This is a genomic window from Pseudomaricurvus sp., assembly GCF_965662505.1.
Taxonomy (GTDB): Bacteria; Pseudomonadota; Gammaproteobacteria; order Pseudomonadales; family Cellvibrionaceae; genus Pseudomaricurvus.
The window spans coordinates 1-21,459 of record NZ_CBFIHX010000063.1 but is presented as its reverse complement, the minus strand read 5'-3'; the positions used below and the strand labels follow the sequence as shown (position 1 = coordinate 21,459).

19 protein-coding genes and 1 pseudogene are annotated in these 21,459 nt (G+C 52.6%); 6 read left to right on the top strand and 14 right to left on the bottom strand.

Annotated features, from left to right (window positions below; all coding sequences use genetic code 11):
- A pseudogene (locus tag ACTG33_RS10160) lies at nucleotides 1-171 on the bottom strand (phosphate ABC transporter substrate-binding protein); the annotation flags it as partial.
- A 291-nt stretch (nucleotides 172-462) separates the two neighbouring features.
- On the opposite strand from ACTG33_RS10160, the gene ACTG33_RS10155 reads away from it, so the two are divergent.
- The 3 genes from ACTG33_RS10155 to ACTG33_RS10145 are packed head-to-tail and all read left to right on the top strand — an operon-like array spanning nucleotide 463 to nucleotide 2,830.
- Complete coding sequence (locus tag ACTG33_RS10155) at nucleotides 463-1,032, top strand: TRAP transporter small permease subunit (protein ID WP_439135101.1); 570 nt, start codon at nucleotides 463-465, stop codon at nucleotides 1,030-1,032.
- Nucleotides 1,022-2,398 (top strand): TRAP transporter large permease, encoded by a 1,377-nt coding sequence (locus ACTG33_RS10150; protein ID WP_439135100.1) that lies wholly within the window; start codon nucleotides 1,022-1,024, stop codon nucleotides 2,396-2,398. The genes ACTG33_RS10155 and ACTG33_RS10150 overlap by 11 nt, the downstream gene beginning before the upstream one ends.
- Before the next feature lie 21 nt (nucleotides 2,399-2,419).
- Nucleotides 2,420-2,830, top strand: coding sequence for an acyl-CoA thioesterase (locus ACTG33_RS10145; RefSeq protein ID WP_233709875.1), 411 nt, complete (start codon nucleotides 2,420-2,422; stop codon nucleotides 2,828-2,830).
- A 70-nt stretch (nucleotides 2,831-2,900) separates the two neighbouring features.
- On the opposite strand, the gene ACTG33_RS10140 is transcribed toward ACTG33_RS10145, so the two are convergent.
- The 3 genes from ACTG33_RS10140 to uvrD all read right to left on the bottom strand — a co-directional run bounded on the left by ACTG33_RS10140 (nucleotide 2,901) and on the right by uvrD (nucleotide 6,839).
- Entirely contained in the window at nucleotides 2,901-3,389 is a 489-nt protein-coding gene (locus ACTG33_RS10140) for a SixA phosphatase family protein (protein WP_439135099.1), read from the bottom strand.
- A 65-nt stretch (nucleotides 3,390-3,454) separates the two neighbouring features.
- Nucleotides 3,455-4,594, bottom strand: coding sequence for a TRAP transporter substrate-binding protein (locus tag ACTG33_RS10135; RefSeq protein WP_439135098.1), 1,140 nt, complete (start codon nucleotides 4,592-4,594; stop codon nucleotides 3,455-3,457).
- A gap of 73 nt (nucleotides 4,595-4,667) precedes the next feature.
- Nucleotides 4,668-6,839, bottom strand: coding sequence for a DNA helicase II (uvrD, locus tag ACTG33_RS10130; protein WP_439135097.1), 2,172 nt, complete (start codon nucleotides 6,837-6,839; stop codon nucleotides 4,668-4,670).
- Nucleotides 6,840-7,096: 257 nt separating this feature from the next.
- Between uvrD and ACTG33_RS10125 the strand changes: the two genes are divergently transcribed.
- Nucleotides 7,097-7,960: an SIS domain-containing protein gene (locus tag ACTG33_RS10125; protein WP_439135096.1), complete on the top strand. Its 864-nt coding sequence runs from the start codon at nucleotides 7,097-7,099 to the stop codon at nucleotides 7,958-7,960.
- Nucleotides 7,961-8,106: 146 nt separating this feature from the next.
- Nucleotides 8,107-8,592, top strand: coding sequence for a DUF4870 domain-containing protein (locus tag ACTG33_RS10120; protein ID WP_439135095.1), 486 nt, complete (start codon nucleotides 8,107-8,109; stop codon nucleotides 8,590-8,592).
- 22 nt (nucleotides 8,593-8,614) lie between these two features.
- Here the strand turns inward: ACTG33_RS10120 and ACTG33_RS10115 are convergent, their stop codons facing one another.
- Nucleotides 8,615-9,460 carry a DNA ligase gene (locus ACTG33_RS10115; RefSeq protein ID WP_439135094.1) on the bottom strand — a complete coding sequence of 282 codons (846 nt, stop codon included), beginning with the start codon at nucleotides 9,458-9,460 and terminating at the stop codon, nucleotides 8,615-8,617.
- Nucleotides 9,461-9,699: 239 nt separating this feature from the next.
- Between ACTG33_RS10115 and ACTG33_RS10110 the strand changes: the two genes are divergently transcribed.
- Nucleotides 9,700-10,404 (top strand): DUF3313 family protein, encoded by a 705-nt coding sequence (locus tag ACTG33_RS10110; RefSeq protein WP_439135093.1) that lies wholly within the window; start codon nucleotides 9,700-9,702, stop codon nucleotides 10,402-10,404.
- A 100-nt stretch (nucleotides 10,405-10,504) separates the two neighbouring features.
- Here ACTG33_RS10110 and ACTG33_RS10105 read toward each other — a convergent pair whose 3' ends face one another.
- The 9 genes from ACTG33_RS10105 to ACTG33_RS10065 form a co-directional block, all read right to left on the bottom strand.
- Nucleotides 10,505-11,677, bottom strand: coding sequence for a BamA/TamA family outer membrane protein (locus ACTG33_RS10105; protein WP_439135092.1), 1,173 nt, complete (start codon nucleotides 11,675-11,677; stop codon nucleotides 10,505-10,507).
- 109 nt (nucleotides 11,678-11,786) lie between these two features.
- Nucleotides 11,787-12,764 (bottom strand): hypothetical protein, encoded by a 978-nt coding sequence (locus ACTG33_RS10100; RefSeq protein WP_439135091.1) that lies wholly within the window; start codon nucleotides 12,762-12,764, stop codon nucleotides 11,787-11,789.
- A gap of 25 nt (nucleotides 12,765-12,789) precedes the next feature.
- Complete coding sequence (locus ACTG33_RS10095; protein WP_439135090.1) at nucleotides 12,790-13,059, bottom strand: putative hemolysin; 270 nt, start codon at nucleotides 13,057-13,059, stop codon at nucleotides 12,790-12,792.
- Nucleotides 13,060-13,073: 14 nt separating this feature from the next.
- Complete coding sequence (locus tag ACTG33_RS10090) at nucleotides 13,074-14,297, bottom strand: OmpP1/FadL family transporter (RefSeq protein WP_439135089.1); 1,224 nt, start codon at nucleotides 14,295-14,297, stop codon at nucleotides 13,074-13,076.
- A gap of 21 nt (nucleotides 14,298-14,318) precedes the next feature.
- Complete coding sequence (locus ACTG33_RS10085) at nucleotides 14,319-15,158, bottom strand: hypothetical protein (RefSeq protein WP_439135088.1); 840 nt, start codon at nucleotides 15,156-15,158, stop codon at nucleotides 14,319-14,321.
- A gap of 386 nt (nucleotides 15,159-15,544) precedes the next feature.
- Entirely contained in the window at nucleotides 15,545-16,696 is a 1,152-nt protein-coding gene (locus ACTG33_RS10080; RefSeq protein ID WP_439135087.1) for a tyrosine-protein phosphatase, read from the bottom strand.
- Nucleotides 16,697-16,764: 68 nt separating this feature from the next.
- Nucleotides 16,765-19,299 carry a TonB-dependent receptor gene (locus tag ACTG33_RS10075; protein WP_439135086.1) on the bottom strand — a complete coding sequence of 845 codons (2,535 nt, stop codon included), beginning with the start codon at nucleotides 19,297-19,299 and terminating at the stop codon, nucleotides 16,765-16,767.
- Between the two features lie 176 nt (nucleotides 19,300-19,475).
- The gene (locus ACTG33_RS10070; RefSeq protein WP_439135085.1) at nucleotides 19,476-20,675 is read right to left on the bottom strand and encodes a hypothetical protein; all 1,200 of its coding nucleotides are present in this window, start codon (nucleotides 20,673-20,675) and stop codon (nucleotides 19,476-19,478) included.
- The coding region (locus ACTG33_RS10065) for a hypothetical protein (protein ID WP_439135084.1) at nucleotides 20,672-21,459 on the bottom strand (788 nt) is incomplete at its 5' end. The genes ACTG33_RS10065 and ACTG33_RS10070, both read right to left, overlap by 4 nt.

Here is a 21,459-nt window from a genome sequence, read left to right as displayed (position 1 = left end):
ACCGGTAGACTCGATTTTTGGCGTGGTAAAACCGCTGCTGCGGCCAAAACGCTCAGCCACAACGGTGGCGAAAGGGTATACGGTTGAAGAACCAACAATGCTGATATAGTCACGAGCAGCACTGGCAAACTGTGCACTCATAGCAGCTGTAGCCGCTACGGTTGCAATCATAAGTGTCTTTTTCACTATTTTCTCCTAAGGGTCTGTATTGGGCTTGGAATCGTTAGTTGCCCTGACTTTTGCACCGGAGATGATGCTAGGTATTCATGGTGACAATTCTATGAATGTAATATGACACTATTGTTACAATCGTCACTCAAAGCCTTGTTTCGGCGTCTTTTCCCCGCTATTTCGGGCTTGTCCCGCCTTCAGGTATACTCTGCGTCGCTGTTTTTATAAAAATACAGTTTATAAATAAAACACAACTTATAACTAAAACATTTCATTCTTGGGGTTGTTTGGATGCCTTCATCAGTAAGGGCTCACGTAAAGACTGCCGTCGCCACCATAGACCGTTTTGCTTTGGCCACCGGCAAATTAATCGCCTGGCTGGTACTGGCCATGATGGTACTAACCTGCTGGATTGTGGTACTGCGCTACGGTTTTTCCATGGGCTCCATCGCCCTGCAAGAATCCCTGACCTATCTTCACGCCACGGTGTTCCTTTTGGGCATCGCCTATACCCTCAAACAAGACGGCCATGTGCGAGTGGATATATTCTATCGCCGCCTGGGCAGCCATCAGCAGGCCTGGATCAACGCCCTGGGCAGCCTGATGTTTTTGCTGCCAGTGTGTCTGTTTATTCTGTTTATCAGCTGGGACTTTGTACTGAACGCCTGGGCCGTGAAGGAGAGCTCAGCCAGCTCTGGCGGTATTCCCGCAGTGTTTTTGCTCAAGAGTTTGATTCCCCTGGCCGCTTTTCTGATTGCCCTGCAGGGTGTCGGCGAAGTGTTACGCAGTCTGTTGCTTTTGACATCTGCTGCTGACAAACCGACTGACTCAGAAACACAGGAGGCACCTCATGCTAATTGAGATATTGCCTCTGCTGATGTTCCTGCTGGTCTGCCTGTGCCTGATGATGGGCTACAACGTCGCCTTCACGCTCGCGGGTACTGCTCTGACCTGTGCCGGCATCGGCATACTTACCGGTCATTTTGACGCCAATCTGCTGCGCGCCATGCCCGATCGCATCTTTGGCACCATGAACAACTACACGCTCATCGCTGTGCCCCTGTTTGTGCTGATGGGAGTCATGCTGGAACGCTCCCAGCTGGCGGAAGAATTACTGAACAATATGTCGCGCCTCTGCGGTCGCATGCCCGCCGGTATGGGCATCTCGGTGGTGTTAGTGGGGATGTTGCTGGCGGCCTGCACCGGAATCGTCGGCGCCACCGTAGTGACCATGGGGCTGATGTCCCTGCCGGCCATGCTCAAGCGCGGTTACAGCCCCGAACTGGCCACCGGCACCATTTGCGCCACCGGTACCCTCGGGCAGATTATTCCGCCGTCCATCGCTCTGGTGCTACTGGGGGACGTGCTTTCAAGTGCCTATCAGCAGGCGCAATTGAAGATGGGCATCTTCAATCCGCAACCGGTGTCCGTCGGCGATCTGTTTGTTGGCGCCATCGTGCCCGGCTTCCTGCTGGTGGTGCTGTACATCCTCTATCTTTTGTTTATGTCCATGAGACACCCGGATCAGGCACCCAGTGGGCAGGCTGAGGAGGAGGTGACAGTCTCCACTCGCGATCTGCTGGTGAGCCTGTTCCCGCCGGTGTTGCTGATCATTCTGGTACTGGGTTCCATCATCAGTGGTGCCGCCACCCCCACGGAAGCTGCCGGTGTTGGTGCTCTGGGGGCCACATTGCTGGCCTGGCAGAAACGCCAGCTCAACCGTCAGAAGTTGTCCGAGATTGCCCGCTCCACCACTGAAATCACCGCCATGGTGTTTACCATTCTTCTCGGTGCCTCCATTTTTTCTCTCGTATTCCGTGGCTTTGGCGGTGAGGAAATGATCACTGACTTTTTCAATACCCTGCCTGGCGGGGTGCTGTCGGCAACCCTGATTGTGATGCTGGTGATCTTTCTGTTGGGCTTTATTCTCGACTTTATCGAGATCACATTTGTGGTGGTACCCATCGTCGGGCCGGTACTGCTGGCCATGGGGCTGGACCCGGTTTGGCTGGGCATTATGATCGCCCTTAACCTGCAGACATCGTTCCTGACACCGCCGTTTGGCTTTGCATTGTTTTATTTACGGGGAGTTGCGCCAGACAATGTGCCCACATCGGCCATCTATCGTGGCGTTGTGCCATTTATTGTGCTCCAATTGGCGCTGATGCTGTGTCTTGCCCTCTGGCCGCAATTGGTAACCTGGCTGCCAGGCCACATGCATTCATGACTAGATTGAGGTTGATGATTAATGAACGATGATTATAACGACATGGATGAAGATCCAATTCCCACCGGCGAGCTGACGCTGCAAACGCTTGCCATGCCGGCGGATACCAACCCCAACGGCGATATCTTCGGCGGCTGGCTTATGTCGCAGATGGATTTGGCGGGTTCGATCAAAGCTGCTGCGATTGCCAGAGGTCGAGTCACCACAGTAGCCGCAGGCAGTATGGCGTTTTTGCGCCCGGTACCGGTAGGCTCAACCATCAGCTGTTACGCAGAGATTCTGGAAATCGGCCGCTCTTCCATCCGCATCATGGTGGATGTCTGGCTCTACGCCGCTGAAACCGGTGAGCGTTACAAGGTGACAGAAGGCACGTTTGTCTATGTTGCCATTGATGACAACGGTCGCACCCGGTCTATTCAGCAAAATCGTTAGACCGAAGCTGTCATCACTGTCTGAGAAAAGGGTGCCTGGCACCCTTTTTTTACGGCCGGCCAACCAGCTTCTAGCGAAACTTTTTCGGATAGAGAAAAGCCGCAACTTTCGCCGAGCCGGCGGACAACTCCCGCCATTGGCTGCAAACAGTCTGCAGTTTTACATACCCGCAGGTGGGAATATTATCGATAGGCTGATCGCCCACTTCGTTGCACAAATCCGTTAGCGCCGGGTTATGGCCCACCACAGTGACCTGTTCCAGACTTTCATCCAGCTGCCGACACCACTCCAGCAAATCCCAACTGCTGAACGTGTACAGCGCTTCGTCTGTGGTCCAATCCGACAACTCAGGCAGAACTTCTTTGAAACCTTGAAGGGTGGACTGGGCACGCACCGCCGGGCTGCAGAACACCTCAGGGAAGTCGCAATAGCGGGCAATCTCGGGTGCCATAATCTGACAGGATTCCAGCCCGCGGGGGTTGAGGGGTCTTTTGATATCCGCCCAGTCGGGGTTATCCCAACTGGACTTGGCGTGACGAATAAGATGCAGAACCTTCATAGCCTTGTACTCTTCATAGCTCCGCGCTTTATAGCGCAGACAGGCCGGCCCTTCACAACAGAAGGTCAGTCCATCATCTTATAATAAGCCTCTTCGGACACTTTGTGATATTCCGAAACGCCATCTTGAAAGGCTTTGTAAGAATCATAGACTCGCTTGAAATCGGGGTTTTTCGCCGATTCCTCTTGGTAGATCTGATCGGAGATGGCCCGCAGCTTATTCAGCACCGGTTTGGGGATCTGTCGCACATCGACGTTGTGCTTGTGAATCAACTCCTGCAGAGCGGTGTTGTTGCGGCCGGTAAACTCATCCAGCATGTCCTGATTGGCCATGCGCGCGGCGGTTTCCACAATCGCCTGCAAGTCTTTCGGCAGGGCTTTGTAAGCGTCTTTGTTGACGATCAGTTCCAGCGTCGAGCCGGTTTCGTGCCAGCCGGGGTAATAGTAGTAATCCGCCACCTGATAAAACCCAAACGCCAGATCGTTGTAGGGGCCCACCCATTCCGTGGCGTCGATCACGCCAGTTTGCAGGGCCGTGTAGAGCTCACCGCCGGGAATATTCACCGCCGAACCGCCGGCACGGCTCCAGACTTCGCCGCCCAGCCCCGGGATGCGCATTTTTAAGCCCTTGATGTCGTCGAAGGTATTGAGCTCCTTATTGAACCAACCGGCCATTTGAATACCGGTATTACCCGCCGCAAAAGGGATCAGATTGAAGGGCGCGTAGATTTCCCGCCACAACTTTAAGCCGTCGCCGTAGTGAAGCCAGCCGTTCATTTCCTGAGCATTCATACCAAACGGAATGGCGGTAAACATCTGGGTCGCAGTATTTTTGCCCTTCCAGTAATAAGCCGCTCCATGACCGGCTTCCACACTGCCGGAAGACACCGCATCAAATACTCCCAGCGCCGGCACCAGCTCGCCAGCACCGTACACACTGACAGTTAAACGCCCCTGACTCATCTCATCCACCAGGCGGGAAAAGTTGGTCGCGGCAGAGCCCAAACCGGGAAAGTTTTTCGGCCAGGTGGTCACCAGTTTCCAGTGAAAGGTTTCCTGATGACCGCGGTCAAGATTGCCGGTACGACCGCTGGTGGCAGCGCCCCCCAGCTTGCTGGCGACCAGCAGCCAGAACAGTAGGACGACCAGGGCTACCAGCCCGAGGATAATCACCACCTGACGGCGGCCAGATTGCGTGTCACTCATGGTTTGTTTCCGTTTTTATTTTTTCATTGTTATTTTTTATGGTGCGCTCAAAAAGCCGTCATCGTGCAACATATCAACTCATGGCTTCCAGTTTGGCGAATTTCAGCACCAGCCACTTGGAGCCTTCATCCTGAAAGTTCACTTGCACCCTCGCGCTGGCACCATCCCCTTCAAAATGCAGAATCACACCCTCCCCAAAGATGGCGTGTTTTACCCGTTGACCCAAATAGAAACCGGTCTCTTCCCCCTCGTCACTGAGTCGAGGTCTGACCGCCGGACGCTGAAAACTGATCGGCCGGCTGATGGTATTTTTCACCCGCACTTCGGCAATCAATTCGGAGGGAATCTCTTTCACAAAACGGGAGATGGAATTGAAATTTTCCTGCCCGTGCATACGACGGGTTTCGGCGTAGGTGATGACCAGCTGCTCCATCGCCCGGGTGATGCCCACGTAACAGAGACGGCGCTCTTCCTCCAACCGCGTCGGATCTTCCGCCGACATCCGATGGGGAAATAGGTTTTCTTCCGCACCCGCCAGAAACACCAGCGGAAACTCCAGACCTTTGGCCGAGTGCAGCGTCATCAGTTGCACCGCATCGTCGTGCTCATCAGCCTGGGCATCACCGGCATCCAGCGCGGCGGTATCCAGAAACGCATTCAGCTCCGGCGCCTCGGGATCGTCGTTCACAAAAGCCCGACAGGCGTTGACCAGCTCTTCAAGGTTTTCGATGCGGGCGAGGCCTTTTTCACCTTTCTCCAGTTTGTGAAATTCGTACAAGCCGGAGTGGTGAATCACATGCTCAACAGATTCACCCAGCGCCTTGTCGACGTTGATCTCGTGCAATTCGTTCACCAGCAGGACAAAGCTGTGCACAGCATTCAGAGCACGTGCCGTCAGCCCCTTGTTGGCCACCAGTTGCTCCGACGCCTCCCACAGGGAGCAGCCCTGCTCGCGGGCAAACAGCCGGATTTGATCCACAGTCTTGCCGCCGATGCCTCGGGTCGGCGTGTTAATCACCCGCTCAAATGCAGCGTCGTCCTGACGACTGGCCATCAACCGCAAGTACGCCAGCGCGTTGCGGATTTCCAGACGTTCATAGAATCGCTGACCACCGTAGATACGGTAGGGCACACCTTCGCGCAATAACGCTTCTTCCAGCACCCGCGACTGGGCGTTGGAACGGTAGAGAATCGCACTGTCGCTGCGGCGGTTGCCATCGCGCACCCAGTTTTCAATGCGATCGACAATGTATCGGGCTTCATCCTGCTCGTTAAAGGCCGAATACAGATTAATCAGCTCGCCCTTTTCGCCGTCGGTGCGCAGGGTTTTACCCAAGCGTCCCTGATTGTTTTCAATCACCGCATTGGCGGCGTCGAGAATCGTCGAGGTGGAGCGGTAGTTCTGTTCCAGTCGCACCACTTCGGTATCGGCAAAATCGTCTTCGTAGCGCTGGATGTTTTCAATCTTGGCGCCGCGCCAGCCGTAAATGGACTGGTCGTCATCGCCCACGGCAGTCACCTTGCACTGTTTGCCCGCCAGCACTCGCAACCAGGCGTACTGGATGGTGTTGGTATCCTGAAATTCGTCCACCAGAATAAAGGGGAAACGCTCCTGATAGTGCGCCAGCAGGGCGGGGGAGTTGAGCCACAGCTCGTGGGAGCGCAACAGCAACTCACCAAAATCCACCATCCCACCGCGACGGCAGGCGTCTTCGTACTCGCGGTAGATGCGAATCATGGTGGTGATGTAGGGGTCGCCGGTCTCCTGAATGTAATCCGGCCGCAGACCTTCATCTTTTTGAGCGTTAATAAACCACTGTGACTGGCGCGGCGGCCACTGTTTGTCGTCCAGACCCAACTGCTGGGAAATCCGTTTAATCAGTCGCAACTGATCGTCACTGTCTAGAATCTGGAAGTTCTGTGGCAGACCGGCTTCTTTCCAGTGCGCCTTGAGCAGGCGGTGGGCAATGCCGTGGAAGGTGCCCACCCACATGCCCCGCGGGCTGAGACCGAGCAGCTCTTCAATGCGACCGCGCATTTCCCGCGCCGCCTTATTGGTAAAGGTCACCGACAGAATGGAAAAGGGAGACACCTGCTCCACCTGGATCAGCCAGGCGATACGGTGCACCAGCACCCGGGTTTTGCCACTGCCGGCACCCGCAAGGATCAACTGATTGGTGGGAGCCGCAGTCACCGCCTGGCGCTGGGCATCGTTTAAATTTTCAAGTATTGGGGATACGTCCATACCGGCATTCTACCAAGAAAGGCCACAAAAAAGCCCAGATAAACCCTCAGGAAACCTCCGAGAAGACCTTAAAACCCCTCATAAATGAGTGACTTAGGTCTTATTCATCCAGACTAAGGCCTGTGATTAATGTGGATATGTAGCAAAACTACAGAAAGTTGATGCGTTTACTACATAATTTTTTATACTATGGCCATCGGATAAAAACCCTTGCCCAGTATCGGGGTTCACCAACAGCATCAGGGAAATCAACGACTGTGAAGCCTGCCGAACTCACCATGCGCATCAGCACGGCGCTGGAAACCATGCGTAAGTCGGAACGTAAAGTTGCCGAACTGGTTCTGCGCAAACCCGCAGAAATCATTCACATGCGCATCGTCGATCTCGCCAGAGAAGCCGAGGTCAGTGAACCCACCGTTGTGCGCTTTTGCCGCGCCATCGGTTGCGATGGTTTTCAGGATTTCAAACTCAACCTGGCCCAGCAACTGGCTTCGAGCCCCAGCTTTGGCCAGATCGCCGTGACCGATCAGGACTCCATCGCCGACTTTACCCACAAGGTGTTCGATTCCACCATTGATACCCTGTTGCAAGTCCGTGACGACCTGGACCCGGGCCTGCTGGACGCCGCCGTGACCTCTATCTGTGCCGCCAACCGTGTCGAGTTCTACGGTTTTGGCGCTTCCGGAGCGGTGGCCGCCGATGCTCAGCACAAGTTTTTCCGCCTGCAACTGGCCACTGCCGCTCACTCCGATCCCCACATTCAGAACATGTCTGCCATGTCCATGCAGCCCGGGGATGTGATTATCGCTATCTCCCAGAGTGGCCGCACCAAGGCACTGCTGGACTCCATGGAGATGGTCAAGCAAGCCGGCGGTATAGTGATTGCTCTGGCTCCGAGTAACACGCCGGTGATTCAAAACGCCACCATCCCCATCGTGGTGGATGTGGAAGAGGGCATCGAGATCTACACACCGCTGTCATCGCGCATTGCCCATCTGGTCGTCATTGATGTACTGGCCATTGGCGTCGCCCAACGCAAAGGCTCCAAGTTGCAGGATCATTTGTTCAAGCTCAAGCAGGGTCAGCGCTCTTTACGTGTTCAGCCAGAAGATCAACTCTGATCATTCAAAGGGCTTACCTTACACAAACACTGTATCTATATCCAGTTCAAAAACAAGGATGTTAAGCTGAGAGCTGCTAGACTCAAGGCAGGCTTGATCACTCAACGACTGACCACTACACGACTGACTATTAGAAGGAACTTGATATGAACGACACTCCTGACAATGAATCGTCCAAAGACGCGCCAGAACCCGTAAAGCGCACCACACCCCCGGAACCCACCCCGAAAACTTCCTCCAACACGGCTTCTGGAACGTCTTCTGGATCTGCCACTGGAAATACATTTGAAAGTACGGGAGGGCAAATGGCCGCAGTGCCTCAGGACTCCAAAAACCTGGCCGTGCTCAACTGGGTCGGAACCATTTTTCTGGGGTTTCTGCCGGGTCTGATTTTGTATTTGGTGCAGAAAGAAGACGATTACGTTCAGGATCAATCCAAAGAAGCGCTCAACTGGTCCATTACCCTGTTGTTCGGCTACTGCATCGCGTTTTTCCTGAGTTTTCTGGTGATTGGCCTGTTCCTGTTTCCCATATTGGGATTGGTGCATTTGATCTTTTGCATACTCGGGATTGTCGGCACGCAAAAAGGCGAGACGTTCCGCGTCCCCTACGCGATTCGTTTGATCAAATAAGTCTCTCGCAACTAAGCCATACTCAATCGACCCTGACTCTCAGAAAACGGGCAAAGCGGGGTATCCCCCGCTGCGTCAAACCGTTGTACTGGTAGGTAATCACACTGCCAATCGGCGGAGGCTCGCGCCGCTCCTGATCACTGAAACCGGAACCAATGCGAAACCGCTGACCACTGGGCATTTCAACCACCAAGGCGCCCATCATGCCGGTGTACTTGCCCTTACCGGGTCGATACCCCACCACACTGGCCTCGGCATCCTGACTCTGTTTGAGTTTGATTAAGTCGTCATGACGACCGGCACGATATAGAGAGTTACCGCGGTGCAGCATTAGACCTTCCGCCCCCTCAGTGACTATCGTCTCCAGCTGCTGATAGAGCTCTTCTTCACTGGCAACACGCCACTGTTCCACCGCTTGCAACCAGGGAACCTCAGCCTCGGCAATGATGGTTTGAAGCAATGGCAGACGCTGATCAAAAGAACCGGCTGCCGCCGGTAGGTCAAACACCTTATAAATGACCCGTCGCCAGCCATCGTGCGGTGTTTTCTGTCGTACGATGGACGCTACGGTTTCGAATCCCTGTCGTCCCACCCACAACTCACCATCCATGGGCGTTTTCGGAAAGTGTTCCGTAAACCAGAGCGGCGCCGCATACACATTACCCTGACGCGTGATCAACTGCTTGCCATCCCAGTAAGCCCGAAAGCCATCGTATTTTTCACTGACCCAGAATTCCTGTACGTCGATACCGGATTGATAGGAACGAGCCAGCAGCAGATCAGGAGAATCGGCCTGTGTGACAGCGCAAAGTAAAAGCTGAACACAGAGAAGAATTACCGCTATCAGAGGGCGTCTTTTAAAGAACATATCATCATCCTTGATGTCTTATATGAGGTATTAACGGTGCTACCCATCCGTTTACCTCAGTTTACGGATACTCACACCCGACAAAACCCGATGAATCTGCCAATGACCGGGGTTTCGCTCACGCAGTGCCCAATTTCATCCTAAATCATGAACCACCCCGGGTCGCAAAATTGCGTTTTCAGACGGTTACGTCTAAACCTTATTGATGAACAGTCACAACCATGTCTAAGGAAAAACCCATGAATCTTCACTTTTCACTCAAGGGAACACTCGTTTCAGCCTTGTTATTGTCAGTCGCGCTGACCGGTTGCACCACCACACAAGCGCCGCCGGTGTCGTTTGATGGTCTGAATCTGGTACCCGACTCTAAATTTGGTACCGTTTATCTGAAGCCCGGTGTGGATTTATCCGAGTATAAGACCGTGAAAGTAGAAAGCTGCGAAGTCTCATTCCGCAAGAACTGGATGCGCGATCAAAATTCTAACCGTCTCAGTTTGAACAATCGGGTCACGCAAAAGGATGTGGATAAAATCAAAACCAATCTCGGTAAAGCCTGTCAGGAGCATTTCAGCAAACAGCTGGCCAGTAGCTCCAAGTACAAAGTGGTGGACGCGGTGGATACCGGTGAACCCACCCTGCTGTTGAAACCCTCCATCATCAATCTGGATATCAACGCACCGGATGTGCAAACTGCCGGTATCAGCCGCACCTACACCACCTCAGCCGGGGAAATGACTCTGTATCTGGAAGCGGCAGACAGCGCCAGTAATGCCATCATCGCTCGGGTCGTTGATCGAGTCAGAGATTTTGATGATAACTACCTGACCTGGAGCAACAGCGTCACCAATAAATCCGACGCGGACCGTGTTCTAACCCGCTGGTCAAAACAATTAGCCGAAGGGCTGGATAATATGGAAGCTGCGACAACCATTCAGACTCCATAATCAAAAGCGCTTGCCCCAACCTCAACAGGGTGCATCCTTTAAAGAAAAAGGCCATGGATATTCCGTGGCCTTTTTTGTGTGCGCTGTTTGAACACTCGGTCTACCAGGTCGAACCCGCCTGAATATAAAAAGCAGTTTCCTCGGGGCCTCGGGCAATATCAACGCCCATGGAAAACCCATAGCGGCGGGCAATCAAATAGCGAAAACCCACGCCATAGCTGTAGACATTTTCCGCATCACTGAAGTCACTGACTTTATCCGCCGCACGCCCCATGCCAGTAAAGGTACTTAACTTCCAGCGAGTATCCAGTTTATAGTCCAGTTGTATCTCGGCTTCGCCAGCGGCCTCGGCCTGGTAGCGGGATTTGGGCACACCGCGTAAATCCACAAAGGGGGGAACGTAAGGCGGCAAACGCTCACCGTCATCGGCATCCACCACATCCAGCTGCATTCTGATACCTAAATTAAACTTGTCATTCAGCTGCCAGTAATTGAGCCCTACAAATCGGTAGTTGTCGTATTCCACATCGCTGCCAATCGCTTCATCAAAACGAATATAGTTGGCACTGTAGGAAAAGCCTTTTTCGGGGTTGAGAGGGTTATTGAGAGTGTCGTACTCAACCGTAAAACCCAACCCCGAGGTGGTCACGTCGTTTTGAATGTTGTCTTGCAGAAAGTCTTTTACCGGGTCGAGCCTGCTGGGAAACTCATAGGACTCCCCCAAACCCAATTCCACCTTGCGATACAGTTGCAGGCCGCCCACAAAAAAATGTGAGTCGGGAATCCGAAACGTCAGTTTTTGAAATACAAAGGGACCGTCCATTTCCAACTCAACGGCCCTGGGTAACTCAACACTGTCCAGTGAATAAAAATCGAGGTTGATTGATCCGTACATCAAAAAACCTTTATAGCGAATCGTATCGTCACGCCAAAAACCAATGTGACCCAGACCGCTACCCCAGGTACCATTTTCTGTCCCGCCACCACCGATAATGGTGATGTTGTTCGGTAGCAACGCCTTTCCGGACGTGCGTTGCTTGCGCTGCTCTTCCGACTCATGAAAAAAAATACCTGCCACCGCCAAACCGTAACCCACTGCAGGTTCGGTGATAATGCTGGGCACGGGTAAAAAGCCCAGCGGCACTTCGGACAGGTAGCGGCTAGCGTCCAGCTTACCGTCTTCAGGATCGGTCATATACTCTTCGAAAAAAGACGCCGAGGCCGATGAACTTACCAATCCCAACAGCAATGCGAACGCATACGGGTGTTTCATAATTTTTCTCTTAACTTCAAGGGCAAAGGTTTTTAGGCTACTGTTTTTTTTAAACTAAAGGTTTTTAAGCTAAATACTTTTTGAATTAAAGACTTTTACATTAAAGGCCTTAATTCAAAGACGGCCGGTAATTGATTTGAAAAGAAAGGTAGGGACTGCTTCCTACAGTAATATCGGAATCTTCCAGTTGATCGTTTTCGATGCGCAAGCCGCGAAACCCACCCACGCCGCCTTCAATGTGTAACCACACCTTGTCCCACACTCGGTGTTCATAGGAGATGCCAAAATCCCAGGCGTCGTAGTTAACGGCTGCATTGCCGCCCGTGGGATCAATCGACCATGATGCGCTGGAAGGGGACACGCCAAAACGCACAAACCAGTCAGGGCTGGATGCGTAGGTAATGGAAGGCCAGGGCATCACGGCCGACAGCGACCAGCGCTCGTCAATTTCCCAGTAGGCGCCAATATACGGCACGATAAAATCGTCGCCCTCAGCCAAATCGGCATAGACGCCGTAAATCCACCAGACATCGTCACTGGCAAGGTAACGGGCAAAGGCGCCCATCAGGTACTGCCAACTTCGATCTGCGTTGGGTAGAGAGGACTCGTGGGTCATGGGCATGACAAACGCCATGGTTTGCCACTGATCGTTATTTTGATACATCCAGCCCAGGGGCAAGCCCACAGAAGTCACGGAAAACTGATCATCCAAAAGACCGGGGTTTTGTGGCGCAGAACCGCTATTGTGGACATCAAAGCGGGCGTAACTCAGGTACTCGCCCACCAAAACCGCCGAGCGTTCGTTGAGCAAAAACGGCATGGCCGCCCCCTGACTGACCATATTGACGTCGTATTCCAGCTCGCTTCCCCGGGCTGAAGTATCCACCTGAGCGTCGCCATAAGTGCTCACTTCCATAAACGCCAGAGGTACGAAGGGCACATTGGACTGGCTTTTTTCAAAGATGATGTCGCTGTTTTTGAACGCCTCGACCTGATTCTGAACAAAGCCTTCAGCGGATACTGCCGGCACCACCATAAACATGGCCATACTCGCCAACAGACCTGAAGTACGACGTAAAACAGACACGGGGATTATCATGACAGGACTATGATCATGGGTTTTGGCTGTTGCGATAGAGATCCCAGGCAGTTATAGATTCACCACTGGGCAACTCACACATTCCAGTTTCCAATATGTACTCTCCTCCCTGATCCACACAGTACACCGCCGCCGGATTTGCACGATTCAGTTTGTTCTCTTCTTGAGAGTCAACTTCCTTCTGATCACACGCCGTCAATAGACCTATTAAGACACCCATCCATACACTGCAGGCTAAAATTGCACGCGATCTTTTAGCAATAATTGTCATCAAAGCTTCCATTCAGTACATTTTCTTTAGTACATCCAGCTGGCACTAAAACCTAACTGATAAATCGCATCGGTGTCGTACTCGCCGGACCAGCTTCCCGCGTCAATTTTCGCGTTACCCAAGTCCGTGTAGTTGGCGTAAGCCGACAGCTTCCAGCTCTCATCGGGTTGATACTCAACACCGGCGGCTACCTTGACCTGACGATCCAGCGGTAAATCGGCGGTGCGATACAGCGAATTCATCGGGTTGGTGTCATAAGATAAACCACCGGTCATTTTCCATTGATTGCTGAAGCGGTATTGAAACCCCAGAGCGGTGTGGGTGGTATCACGGGAGTTTTTTTCCAGACCACCACTGACATTTTGTGTGGAGACAAACACCTGATCGAAGGCACTCCAGTCGTCCCAGCCAAGGGTAAACTCCAGCGATAACTTTTCATTCAATTCATGGTGAACGCCCAGACGAACTTTTTGCGCCATACTCAGTTCGGTATTGGTCGCCACGGAGCGGTTGATGTTCTCCAGCGTCAGATCACCGGAAAAATCCGGATCCAGTTCACTTTGGTAATTGATTCCGATGCGGGTGTTGGCCGAGAGTTCATACAACACTCCGAGGGTATAACCGCCACTGACATCGGTACCATCCAGTGAGACGCGACCATCAGTGCCATTGGGCAATAGCGCCGGCGTGCGCAACTTCATGTTCAGAGACGCCGCAATCATCTGCATCGACGCACCAATGGAGAGTTTATCGGTAACACGATAAGCAATTGTCGGCGCCAGAGCGGCAATCATCAGGCTACTCTCAGTCGCTTGATAACGTCCCACCCAGTCGTCGTCGTATTCGAGACCCGATCCCGCCAGACCGCTGAAGTAAATGCCGATGTCCCAGCGCTCGCTGTCCAGATCGCCGACATAGAACACACCACCGGTGGGTGAGAACACGCCGGCATCTCCGCCATTACCACCGCCAGGTCCCAGTGCCGGGTCGCTGTCCTGCGAAAATTTTAGCGATGGTTGTAACGCCGCGGCGGTCACCGTCAACTGACCACCTTTCACTCGAGTCATACTGGCGGGGTTGTGTAACATGGTGGAAGCGTCGTCCACACCGGCTGCGGCACCGGCAGAGGCACGGCCACTGGAAAAGTCACCGTATTCGTTTAACCACAGACCACCGGCTGTCGCCTGGGCAGACATGCCCAACACAAACAATCCCGAACCACTCAAAACCAGTGCATTGCGCCAATTCATAATTGCTCCGATCTATCCGAGTTAATCCATCAGTTGGATATTAAAACCAAAGAAGATCTGCCAGTCTGGTTGGTTAGGGCCGTCATCGGCCACAGACACCTGAGGCTCCACATAAATGTTGTAAACAGTTTTGCCTTGTTTGATCACCTGACCAATACCCAATCCCAAAGGCACACTGTAGCTGTCGTTTTCAAAGTTATACAACCAGGAAGGCACTGACCGTAGATAGGTGCCACCACCCAGCTGATAAAACGCAAAAGGCTGGAAGACCGCCGCATTAACGTCGTCCCGATCATCATCACCGGCAAAACTGTGTTGCCAGGTCAACAGATAGCCGTACTGAAATTTGGGCGAAGTGGCATTAAACAACACATTTGCAAAACCCCCGGACCACTTCTCACTGCCCAGCTCATCTTCACTGGCAGTGGGTGCGGTTAACAGCGGCCCGACACCAAAACTGACACCGGGATTGCCCGTATCAAACAGGTAAGAGGCAAACACATTGAGATCACTGAGGCCGCTATCCTTGGTGCCTGCCGCGTCAACAGGCAGGGTATACACCGGCAGGGAAGCCCGCAGCAGCCAGTTACTTTCGCCAATGGAGAAAGGCTGGGCGTAACGCATCCAGAACTGGTTGGCGGATTCTTCGGACTCGGTCAACTCGCCTATAAAATAGTTCTGAAAACTGAACGACTTCATATTCGCCAAAGGGTTGTTGGCCTGAGCCGCGGCATTGTGCGCCTCCTCAGCGGAAGCACTGTTGGCCAACAAGCCCATCATGAGTCCCGCCAACAGGCTCTTCGTCCCTCGGGCAGATCGCCGTACACGGCCCGTACGCGCAGTATTTGTGGTCTTCGTCATGCAGGTTCTCTCCATTGAACTTCAGCTCTAAAAGCGATGGTCACTGACACTTTAAGTGCCCATTTTCAACATCATCGAGCAATAGGTTGAGTGTTTGTTATTTCACATCAGCTACAGAGAGAGAATAGTTATTAATCCCGTACTTTCCACAAAACACCGGATTATCTAACGTCAATGCATGGAAAATAGGCTTTAAGTCCGGAAAGCAGCCTCAAACAACAAAACCGCAAGAAAATGAAAGAAGGAGGTAAAAAAGGGAGTGCAAAAACGGATGTACAAAAAAGCAGCGGCGACAAACCACTGCAGAAGGGAAAGGCTCAATCCGAGCAGAGAGCCAGACGGCGACGAATCCGGGGATGTGTGAGATTCGTTGCCGCTTGCCAGAATCAGCCTTGAGGCTGCTCCAAGAAGTTCTGACGCAGTTTCTGTAAATCCTGATCGTCCACATTCAGTTCTTGCTGAATGTATGCCATCACCGATCCGGATTGCTGCTCCATGCTGTCAAACGCGGCTCGGATATAAGACTCTTTAACGCCCATGATCGGTTGAAGCACTTCTGGTGGCAGACGCATAAACATGGCCATCATGGCCTTTTGTTTTTCATCCATCTCTTCTTCTCCATGGGGAGCAGAAAACGTCATTGGGTGTTGCTGATAATAGGTATCGCTGAGCATAAAATCTTTGACAACGGTTTGTTCATCCACACCCAGAGCCGTCAGGATTAATGCACCGGCAATCCCGGTGCGATCCTTACCCGCTGTGCAGTTAAACACCAATCCGTCGTCACTTTTCACCAGACGCTCAAACATGGCCTGGTAGTGAGGCTTCTGAGTTTCAAGGAGCCCCGGATACATGCTTGCCATCGCACCTTCAACCTTGGCGGCACTCAGATCAGGCTGACGAAAGATCTGCCCAAAGGCACCATTAGCTCCCATGTCCATATGGTATTCCCAACTGAGGATTTCCGTGTTGGCATTCTGCCATCGCGTCGGCTCATTTTGACGCTCTTCCAGAGTGCGGAAGTCCACAACGGTGGCAATATCAAACGTCTCCAGAACTTTGTAATCCTGATCAGTAAGTTCCGTCATGGCACCAGAACGAAACAACTTGCCCCAACGCACCTGTTGACCGTCTTCGGTAATATAACCACCCAGATCGCGGAAGTTGCGGCCGCCTTCCAAAGGTAACCAGCGCGCAGCGGACTCCGCTGCCTGTCCCTGTTCGGGGACCACTTTAAAGTAACGGCGCTTTTCACCATCTTCCACTTTCCACTGATAGCTGTTTTCGGCCCAGCCGTCGGCTAGAGTGCTGAAGTTGTCCGGCGCTTCAGAGCTCGCCACTTCAATGGTCACTGGTTGAGCTGGATCACTGGCCTGCCAGTTCAAATCGTAGGTCTGGCTTTGCTCATCGAAGGTGACCCTGAGCTGATCAATGTTGTTCGGTGTCGAGGTGCTGCAGGCAGACAGGGCTACAGCCATAAAGACACTGCCGGCCAGGCCGAGGCGTTTTAAATGAGAGGTCGAAGTAATTGCTGTCATTGGTTTGTCCATCGTTGTCTTTGAATATCCCCCCCCAATGGGGGGCAGAATAGAGTGGGATCAAGTCATCAGAAGCTGACGCGTACACCAGCCATATAACGGCGACCGTAGCGCTCGACTTGGTTGGGTGTCTCCTCACTGCCGGTGTAACGCACATCGACGGCATCCGTGAGGTTATTGGCGTTCAGGTAAAGCGACACTTCCGCACCGTAAAGATCAAAGGGCAGAGCGTAACGCATGGACATATCCAGTCGTTCCTGAGGGGCCCAGTATTCTGCCATGCCTGCAGATTCAGTGGCGGTCATCCAATCATCACGGTACTGGTAATTCAGGCGAATGGAAAAACCATCCCACTCGTAATACATGGAAGCGTTGTACACCAAATCCGAGGTGCCCGGCAGACTGAATTTTTCGCCTTCAAGGGTTTCAAATTCACTGTCGAGGGCACTGACATTACCACTGAAACCAAACCCACCCAGCGGGTTATCCGCATCGAGTCCAAACACATCACCCGCTTGCGCAATCACGTTCAGTTCGACACCTTTCAGCTCACCGTCCTTGCCATTCACTGTACCGACGTAATCCCACTGCTCACCCGCTGCTGGTGCGTAATAAAGCCCGGCATCAATGGTGGAAATGGCATCGTAGATGACCTTGTCGATGGAGCGGTAGTAAGCTCCCACAGCCACCAAACTGCTGTCGCCCAGATACCATTCATAAGACGCATCCATACCCCAGGATTTTTCCTCTTCCAGAGTCGGGTTACCGCCACTAATGGTCTCTGACAATGGATTTGCGGCAGCGGCCGCCCGCCACTCATTGTACGTAGGGCGGCTAATACCGGTATTGAAGGACAGTCGAAGTTTCTGATTGTCTGTCATGTTGTAATTAATATGCGCACTGGGTAGCACATTGGTAAAACTGTCGGAGTAGTTGGCCTCCGGACCGGTGGATGAGTAATCAGTGTTCTCAACGCGCACGCCGTACACCAGATTACCCCAATCAAACTCAGTGGTGTTCATAACATAGAGAGAGGTAATGTCCTCGTCGATATTCACAATCTGATCATCAGCCGGAGAACCTGTCACTTTTCCAGCAGCGGCTTCCCATGCTGCCAGCAGACCGGCGTTATCAAAGTAGCTGCCGCCGATACCATTGCCGAAATCCGACTCCCATGCTTCACCGGTATCAAAGCTGTCGACATCGATAGTCGATGGGAAAGGTCCTCTTTGCATCGATAAAGCGTAGCCTGAAGACTCGCGCTGATCGTAGAGCAGACCCAGTTGAAGTTTATGATCGTGCCCCAGAAAACTCAGCTCACGACTGGCATCGAGCTTGAACTGATCGGACTCAACCAACAGCTCCGAAGAGAGAGGCATGCCCAAATTGGTGGAGTAGCTAATGTCAGCCAAATCCAAAGGATTAGTTGTGAATCCGTCATAGAGGCTCATTGCCGGATCTTCCAGATCACTCAGATCGTAGTCTGCCGCCGCGGTGCCACCGGCACTCATCACGATCGGCAACAGCATATTGTTCTCTGTTTCTGTGTGATTGTAGCGAGCTTCCAGCAGCCAGGACTCCAGTTGCAGATCCAGTCCCAGTGTTTGTGAATCAGTGGAGTTACTGTACTCACCGTCTTGCAACCAACGCTGTACCAAGACTAAAGGTTGATACCCTGAATCACCGGGGTTTATTGCTCCACCGATAGCACCGGCTCCACCGGCGAGATCAAACGCGTATTGATTACGCTGCTCATGATCGACAAATTCACTGTACAAACTGGAGACAAACAAACGACTCAGGCCATCATCAAAACGGTACTCAAGGTGTCCACCGTAGGCTTCATTTTCCCGCTCCACTTCATAACTGCGAAACTCCATCTCATTAACCATCAATTCACCACCCGCACCAGTGGCAAGATTCAGTTCGCGGTTGTCGGTGATCTGCTCGCGGCTGTCTTTCGAGCCGTAGACCATTAACCCCAAATTCTCTCCAGACCAGGACAGACGCAAACTGCGGGTCTCCACATCTCCACCGCCCATTTGCTGTTCACCGCTGCCGATATCCATCGACAACCCCAAACCTTCTTTGGCAAACGGATCAAAGGTTTCGATATTGATATAACCGGCGATAGCTTCGCCGGGCATGGCCGGTGTGATGGCCTTGTTTGCTTCAATACGACTGGTGATGACCGCAGGAAAACTGTCGAACCGTGGCACACGGCCGTTTTCGGCACCGGGAATTTGCATGCCGTCAATCGCCAGCGCGGTGTAGCGGAAGGGAGCGCCACGAAAGTTGACATAGCGAGCCTGTCCCTGATCCCGCTCTACCGCCAGACCTGGAACCCGCGCCAACGCATCAGCCAGGTTCTGATCTGGAAAGCGACCAATAGTATCCGCGGAAATCACATCCACGTAGTTGTCAGCCATGCGCTTGGCATCAATGGCTGCTCTCTGGCTGTCGCGGATTGGCGAGGCCAATACGGTGACTTCTTCAAATACCGGTGACGACTCTTCTGTTTGAGCCAAAGCAGTCGTAGCTGTTGCACACCCCAATACCAGTGCAATCGCTCCCGCCAGTGGTTGTTGTTTAAATACCGCCATCGAACTGTCCTCTAAAATCATCAAATTTATTAAGTGAGAAACGCTGTTGGCAGGGGATACTCAATCAACTCGATGTCAGTTCTGTGACAGGGATGCGGCAGTAATAAATTAGATATCTCTAAAACTTAACTTGTTGTTTTATTTGGTATTTTTTATGAATTTTTTTACGTCTTTGTTTATCTTTTGACGCTTTCTGACGTCTCTCGAATCTCTATTTTCGACGCCGGAAGCGCCAATCGATAACGAGATCGACCGGTTTTGGGATCCCTTTCTGTTTCAAAAAGGAAAGGCGCTGCAAGGGTTTCGCCCAACAGTGAAACCAGTTCCTCTTTGATTTTGTTGCGGTTTTGATCCAGAGTTTTGGCCCGTAACCCATTCTGCTTGAGGTCGTTGATGGCCTTGCGATGACCGTCGGCTTGTTCCATCCACTCAATCAATTGCTCTGCCGCCTGATGATCCGGTCGTTGCACGGACGGATTGATCGTCCAGCCATTTTCGGCTCCCTCCGTTTGCAAACGGAGGCTGGCGTACCACAGATAATAAAAGTAGGGCGTTCGCGGCAGAGACAGCGGCACACCATGCACGGTTAATCCTCCACCCACGATATCGAACACCAGACGATTTTCACTGCGAGCTACCTGCAGAGCCGTTTCGAAATTGCCATTGCTCTGGCGTAAGCCCACCTGCAACCAATCCAGCTGATCTTCACTGAGGTCTGACAACAACAGCGGACTGAAGGACACCAGTGCCTGGCGGGCAGTGCAAACCTCTGAATCCACCAGTGTCCACAACGACTGTTGCTGTGCCGGGTTGAGACGATCCACTTCCGAGGTAACCGCATAGCCCTGTACCAAGCTGCTGCCTTCCTGCAACAAACGCGACATCCACTGCTGTCGTGCGGCACTGATCGGCCCCGGCAGCAGACAGATAAGCCCCATCAATCCCAGTGACAACAACAATCCCGTACCCAGTAGCTGAGGCATCTGTGTCTGACATCCCACCGACAACAGAGAGCGATACTGACGCTCATCCCATTGCCAGCTGATGGCCAGCTGTTGGCCGAAAGGCCACCACGCCTGATTGTCCGGACTGTTGAGCGCGATTAGCTCGATCACACAGGCCTGTACTCGCTCCTGAGATCCGGATCGAGCCAAATCCTCATTGATGCGCGAGACAATTAACGGTTCCGGATCGTCATTGCTGTAGAGGTCGCTAAAGGTTTCCCGCACCCGCGCTGGCAACTGCTGACTCAGGGCCGTTTCAATCTGCTGCAGACGGCTGTATTGTTGTTGGCCGTAGCCCACCAGCACACACAATCCAAATAACAACAGCCACTGCACCAGTCGCTGACTGCAAGCATTCATTAACGCCTTCATTTACAGGTCTCCGCTGCTACCGGTTCCTTTGCGGAGGGCGACGCTTGCGCTGATAAGCTACCCTCTGAGATCGATTGCAACTGCCCGGAGTAGTTCTGCAATCCTTGCAACAGGTCACAATCAATACCGTCAGGCCGGTTGCGGCGCACATACCAGCGCCCCATGGCCGCATGATCGTCAATCAGCTGACTGTAGAGTGAACGGTCACCAGCATTGGACTGCAACCAAGCACCATCACTGATCAGATCCACGTCCCCATTCCAAAAGGCCTGCTGCAACAGATAATAATTGGGAAAGTAGGTAATCTTCAGACGCGAAACATCCACACCCAGTGTTTTCAGCTGGTTAAGCGGCATTAAAAAGTGGGAGTAGCTTTCCATATCTTCCAGCAAGCCGATGGAACGCTGATAGAAATACTCCGGTGTCAGCGACGGAATTTCCTGTCGGCTAAACCACAGCACCTGGTAGTGAGGCAGCTCAAATATCGATTCGTAATACTGGTTAAAACGTGGCACCAGTCCCTGAACCCGCTGGTCTCGACTCCAGAAAAGATCAAAACGCTCTTCCACAATATGCTTCGCCGTCAGATCAGCTCGCGGTAACCATTGAATATTGACACCACCGTAGTGCAGAGCCATTGCTGAGGACTCACACAAACTGCGAGCCAACTTTTCGGCACCCGCATAGTGCACTGTGAGAATCTGATAATCCGGCAAGTCATTTGGGTGAGAGGCCGTTTCACAGCGAAACGATCGATGATCCGGTAACTGCAGTACCGGCAGAG

Excerpts from the sequence above, each read along its gene's own strand:
- ACTG33_RS10155 (WP_439135101.1), top strand. The coding sequence starts at position 463 with ATGCCTTCATCAGTAAGGGCTCACGTAAAGACTGCCGTCGCCACCATA.
- ACTG33_RS10150 (WP_439135100.1), top strand. The coding sequence starts at position 1,022 with ATGCTAATTGAGATATTGCCTCTGCTGATGTTCCTGCTGGTCTGCCTG.
- ACTG33_RS10145 (WP_233709875.1), top strand. The coding sequence starts at position 2,420 with ATGAACGATGATTATAACGACATGGATGAAGATCCAATTCCCACCGGC.
- ACTG33_RS10140 (WP_439135099.1), bottom strand. The coding sequence starts at position 3,389 with ATGAAGGTTCTGCATCTTATTCGTCACGCCAAGTCCAGTTGGGATAAC.
- ACTG33_RS10135 (WP_439135098.1), bottom strand. The coding sequence starts at position 4,594 with ATGAGTGACACGCAATCTGGCCGCCGTCAGGTGGTGATTATCCTCGGG.
- uvrD (WP_439135097.1), bottom strand. The coding sequence starts at position 6,839 with ATGGACGTATCCCCAATACTTGAAAATTTAAACGATGCCCAGCGCCAG.
- ACTG33_RS10120 (WP_439135095.1), top strand. The coding sequence starts at position 8,107 with ATGAACGACACTCCTGACAATGAATCGTCCAAAGACGCGCCAGAACCC.
- ACTG33_RS10115 (WP_439135094.1), bottom strand. The coding sequence starts at position 9,460 with ATGTTCTTTAAAAGACGCCCTCTGATAGCGGTAATTCTTCTCTGTGTT.
- ACTG33_RS10110 (WP_439135093.1), top strand. The coding sequence starts at position 9,700 with ATGAATCTTCACTTTTCACTCAAGGGAACACTCGTTTCAGCCTTGTTA.
- ACTG33_RS10105 (WP_439135092.1), bottom strand. The coding sequence starts at position 11,677 with ATGAAACACCCGTATGCGTTCGCATTGCTGTTGGGATTGGTAAGTTCA.
- ACTG33_RS10095 (WP_439135090.1), bottom strand. The coding sequence starts at position 13,059 with ATGGAAGCTTTGATGACAATTATTGCTAAAAGATCGCGTGCAATTTTA.
- ACTG33_RS10090 (WP_439135089.1), bottom strand. The coding sequence starts at position 14,297 with ATGAATTGGCGCAATGCACTGGTTTTGAGTGGTTCGGGATTGTTTGTG.
- ACTG33_RS10085 (WP_439135088.1), bottom strand. The coding sequence starts at position 15,158 with ATGACGAAGACCACAAATACTGCGCGTACGGGCCGTGTACGGCGATCT.
- ACTG33_RS10080 (WP_439135087.1), bottom strand. The coding sequence starts at position 16,696 with ATGACAGCAATTACTTCGACCTCTCATTTAAAACGCCTCGGCCTGGCC.
- ACTG33_RS10075 (WP_439135086.1), bottom strand. The coding sequence starts at position 19,299 with ATGGCGGTATTTAAACAACAACCACTGGCGGGAGCGATTGCACTGGTA.
- ACTG33_RS10070 (WP_439135085.1), bottom strand. The coding sequence starts at position 20,675 with ATGAAGGCGTTAATGAATGCTTGCAGTCAGCGACTGGTGCAGTGGCTG.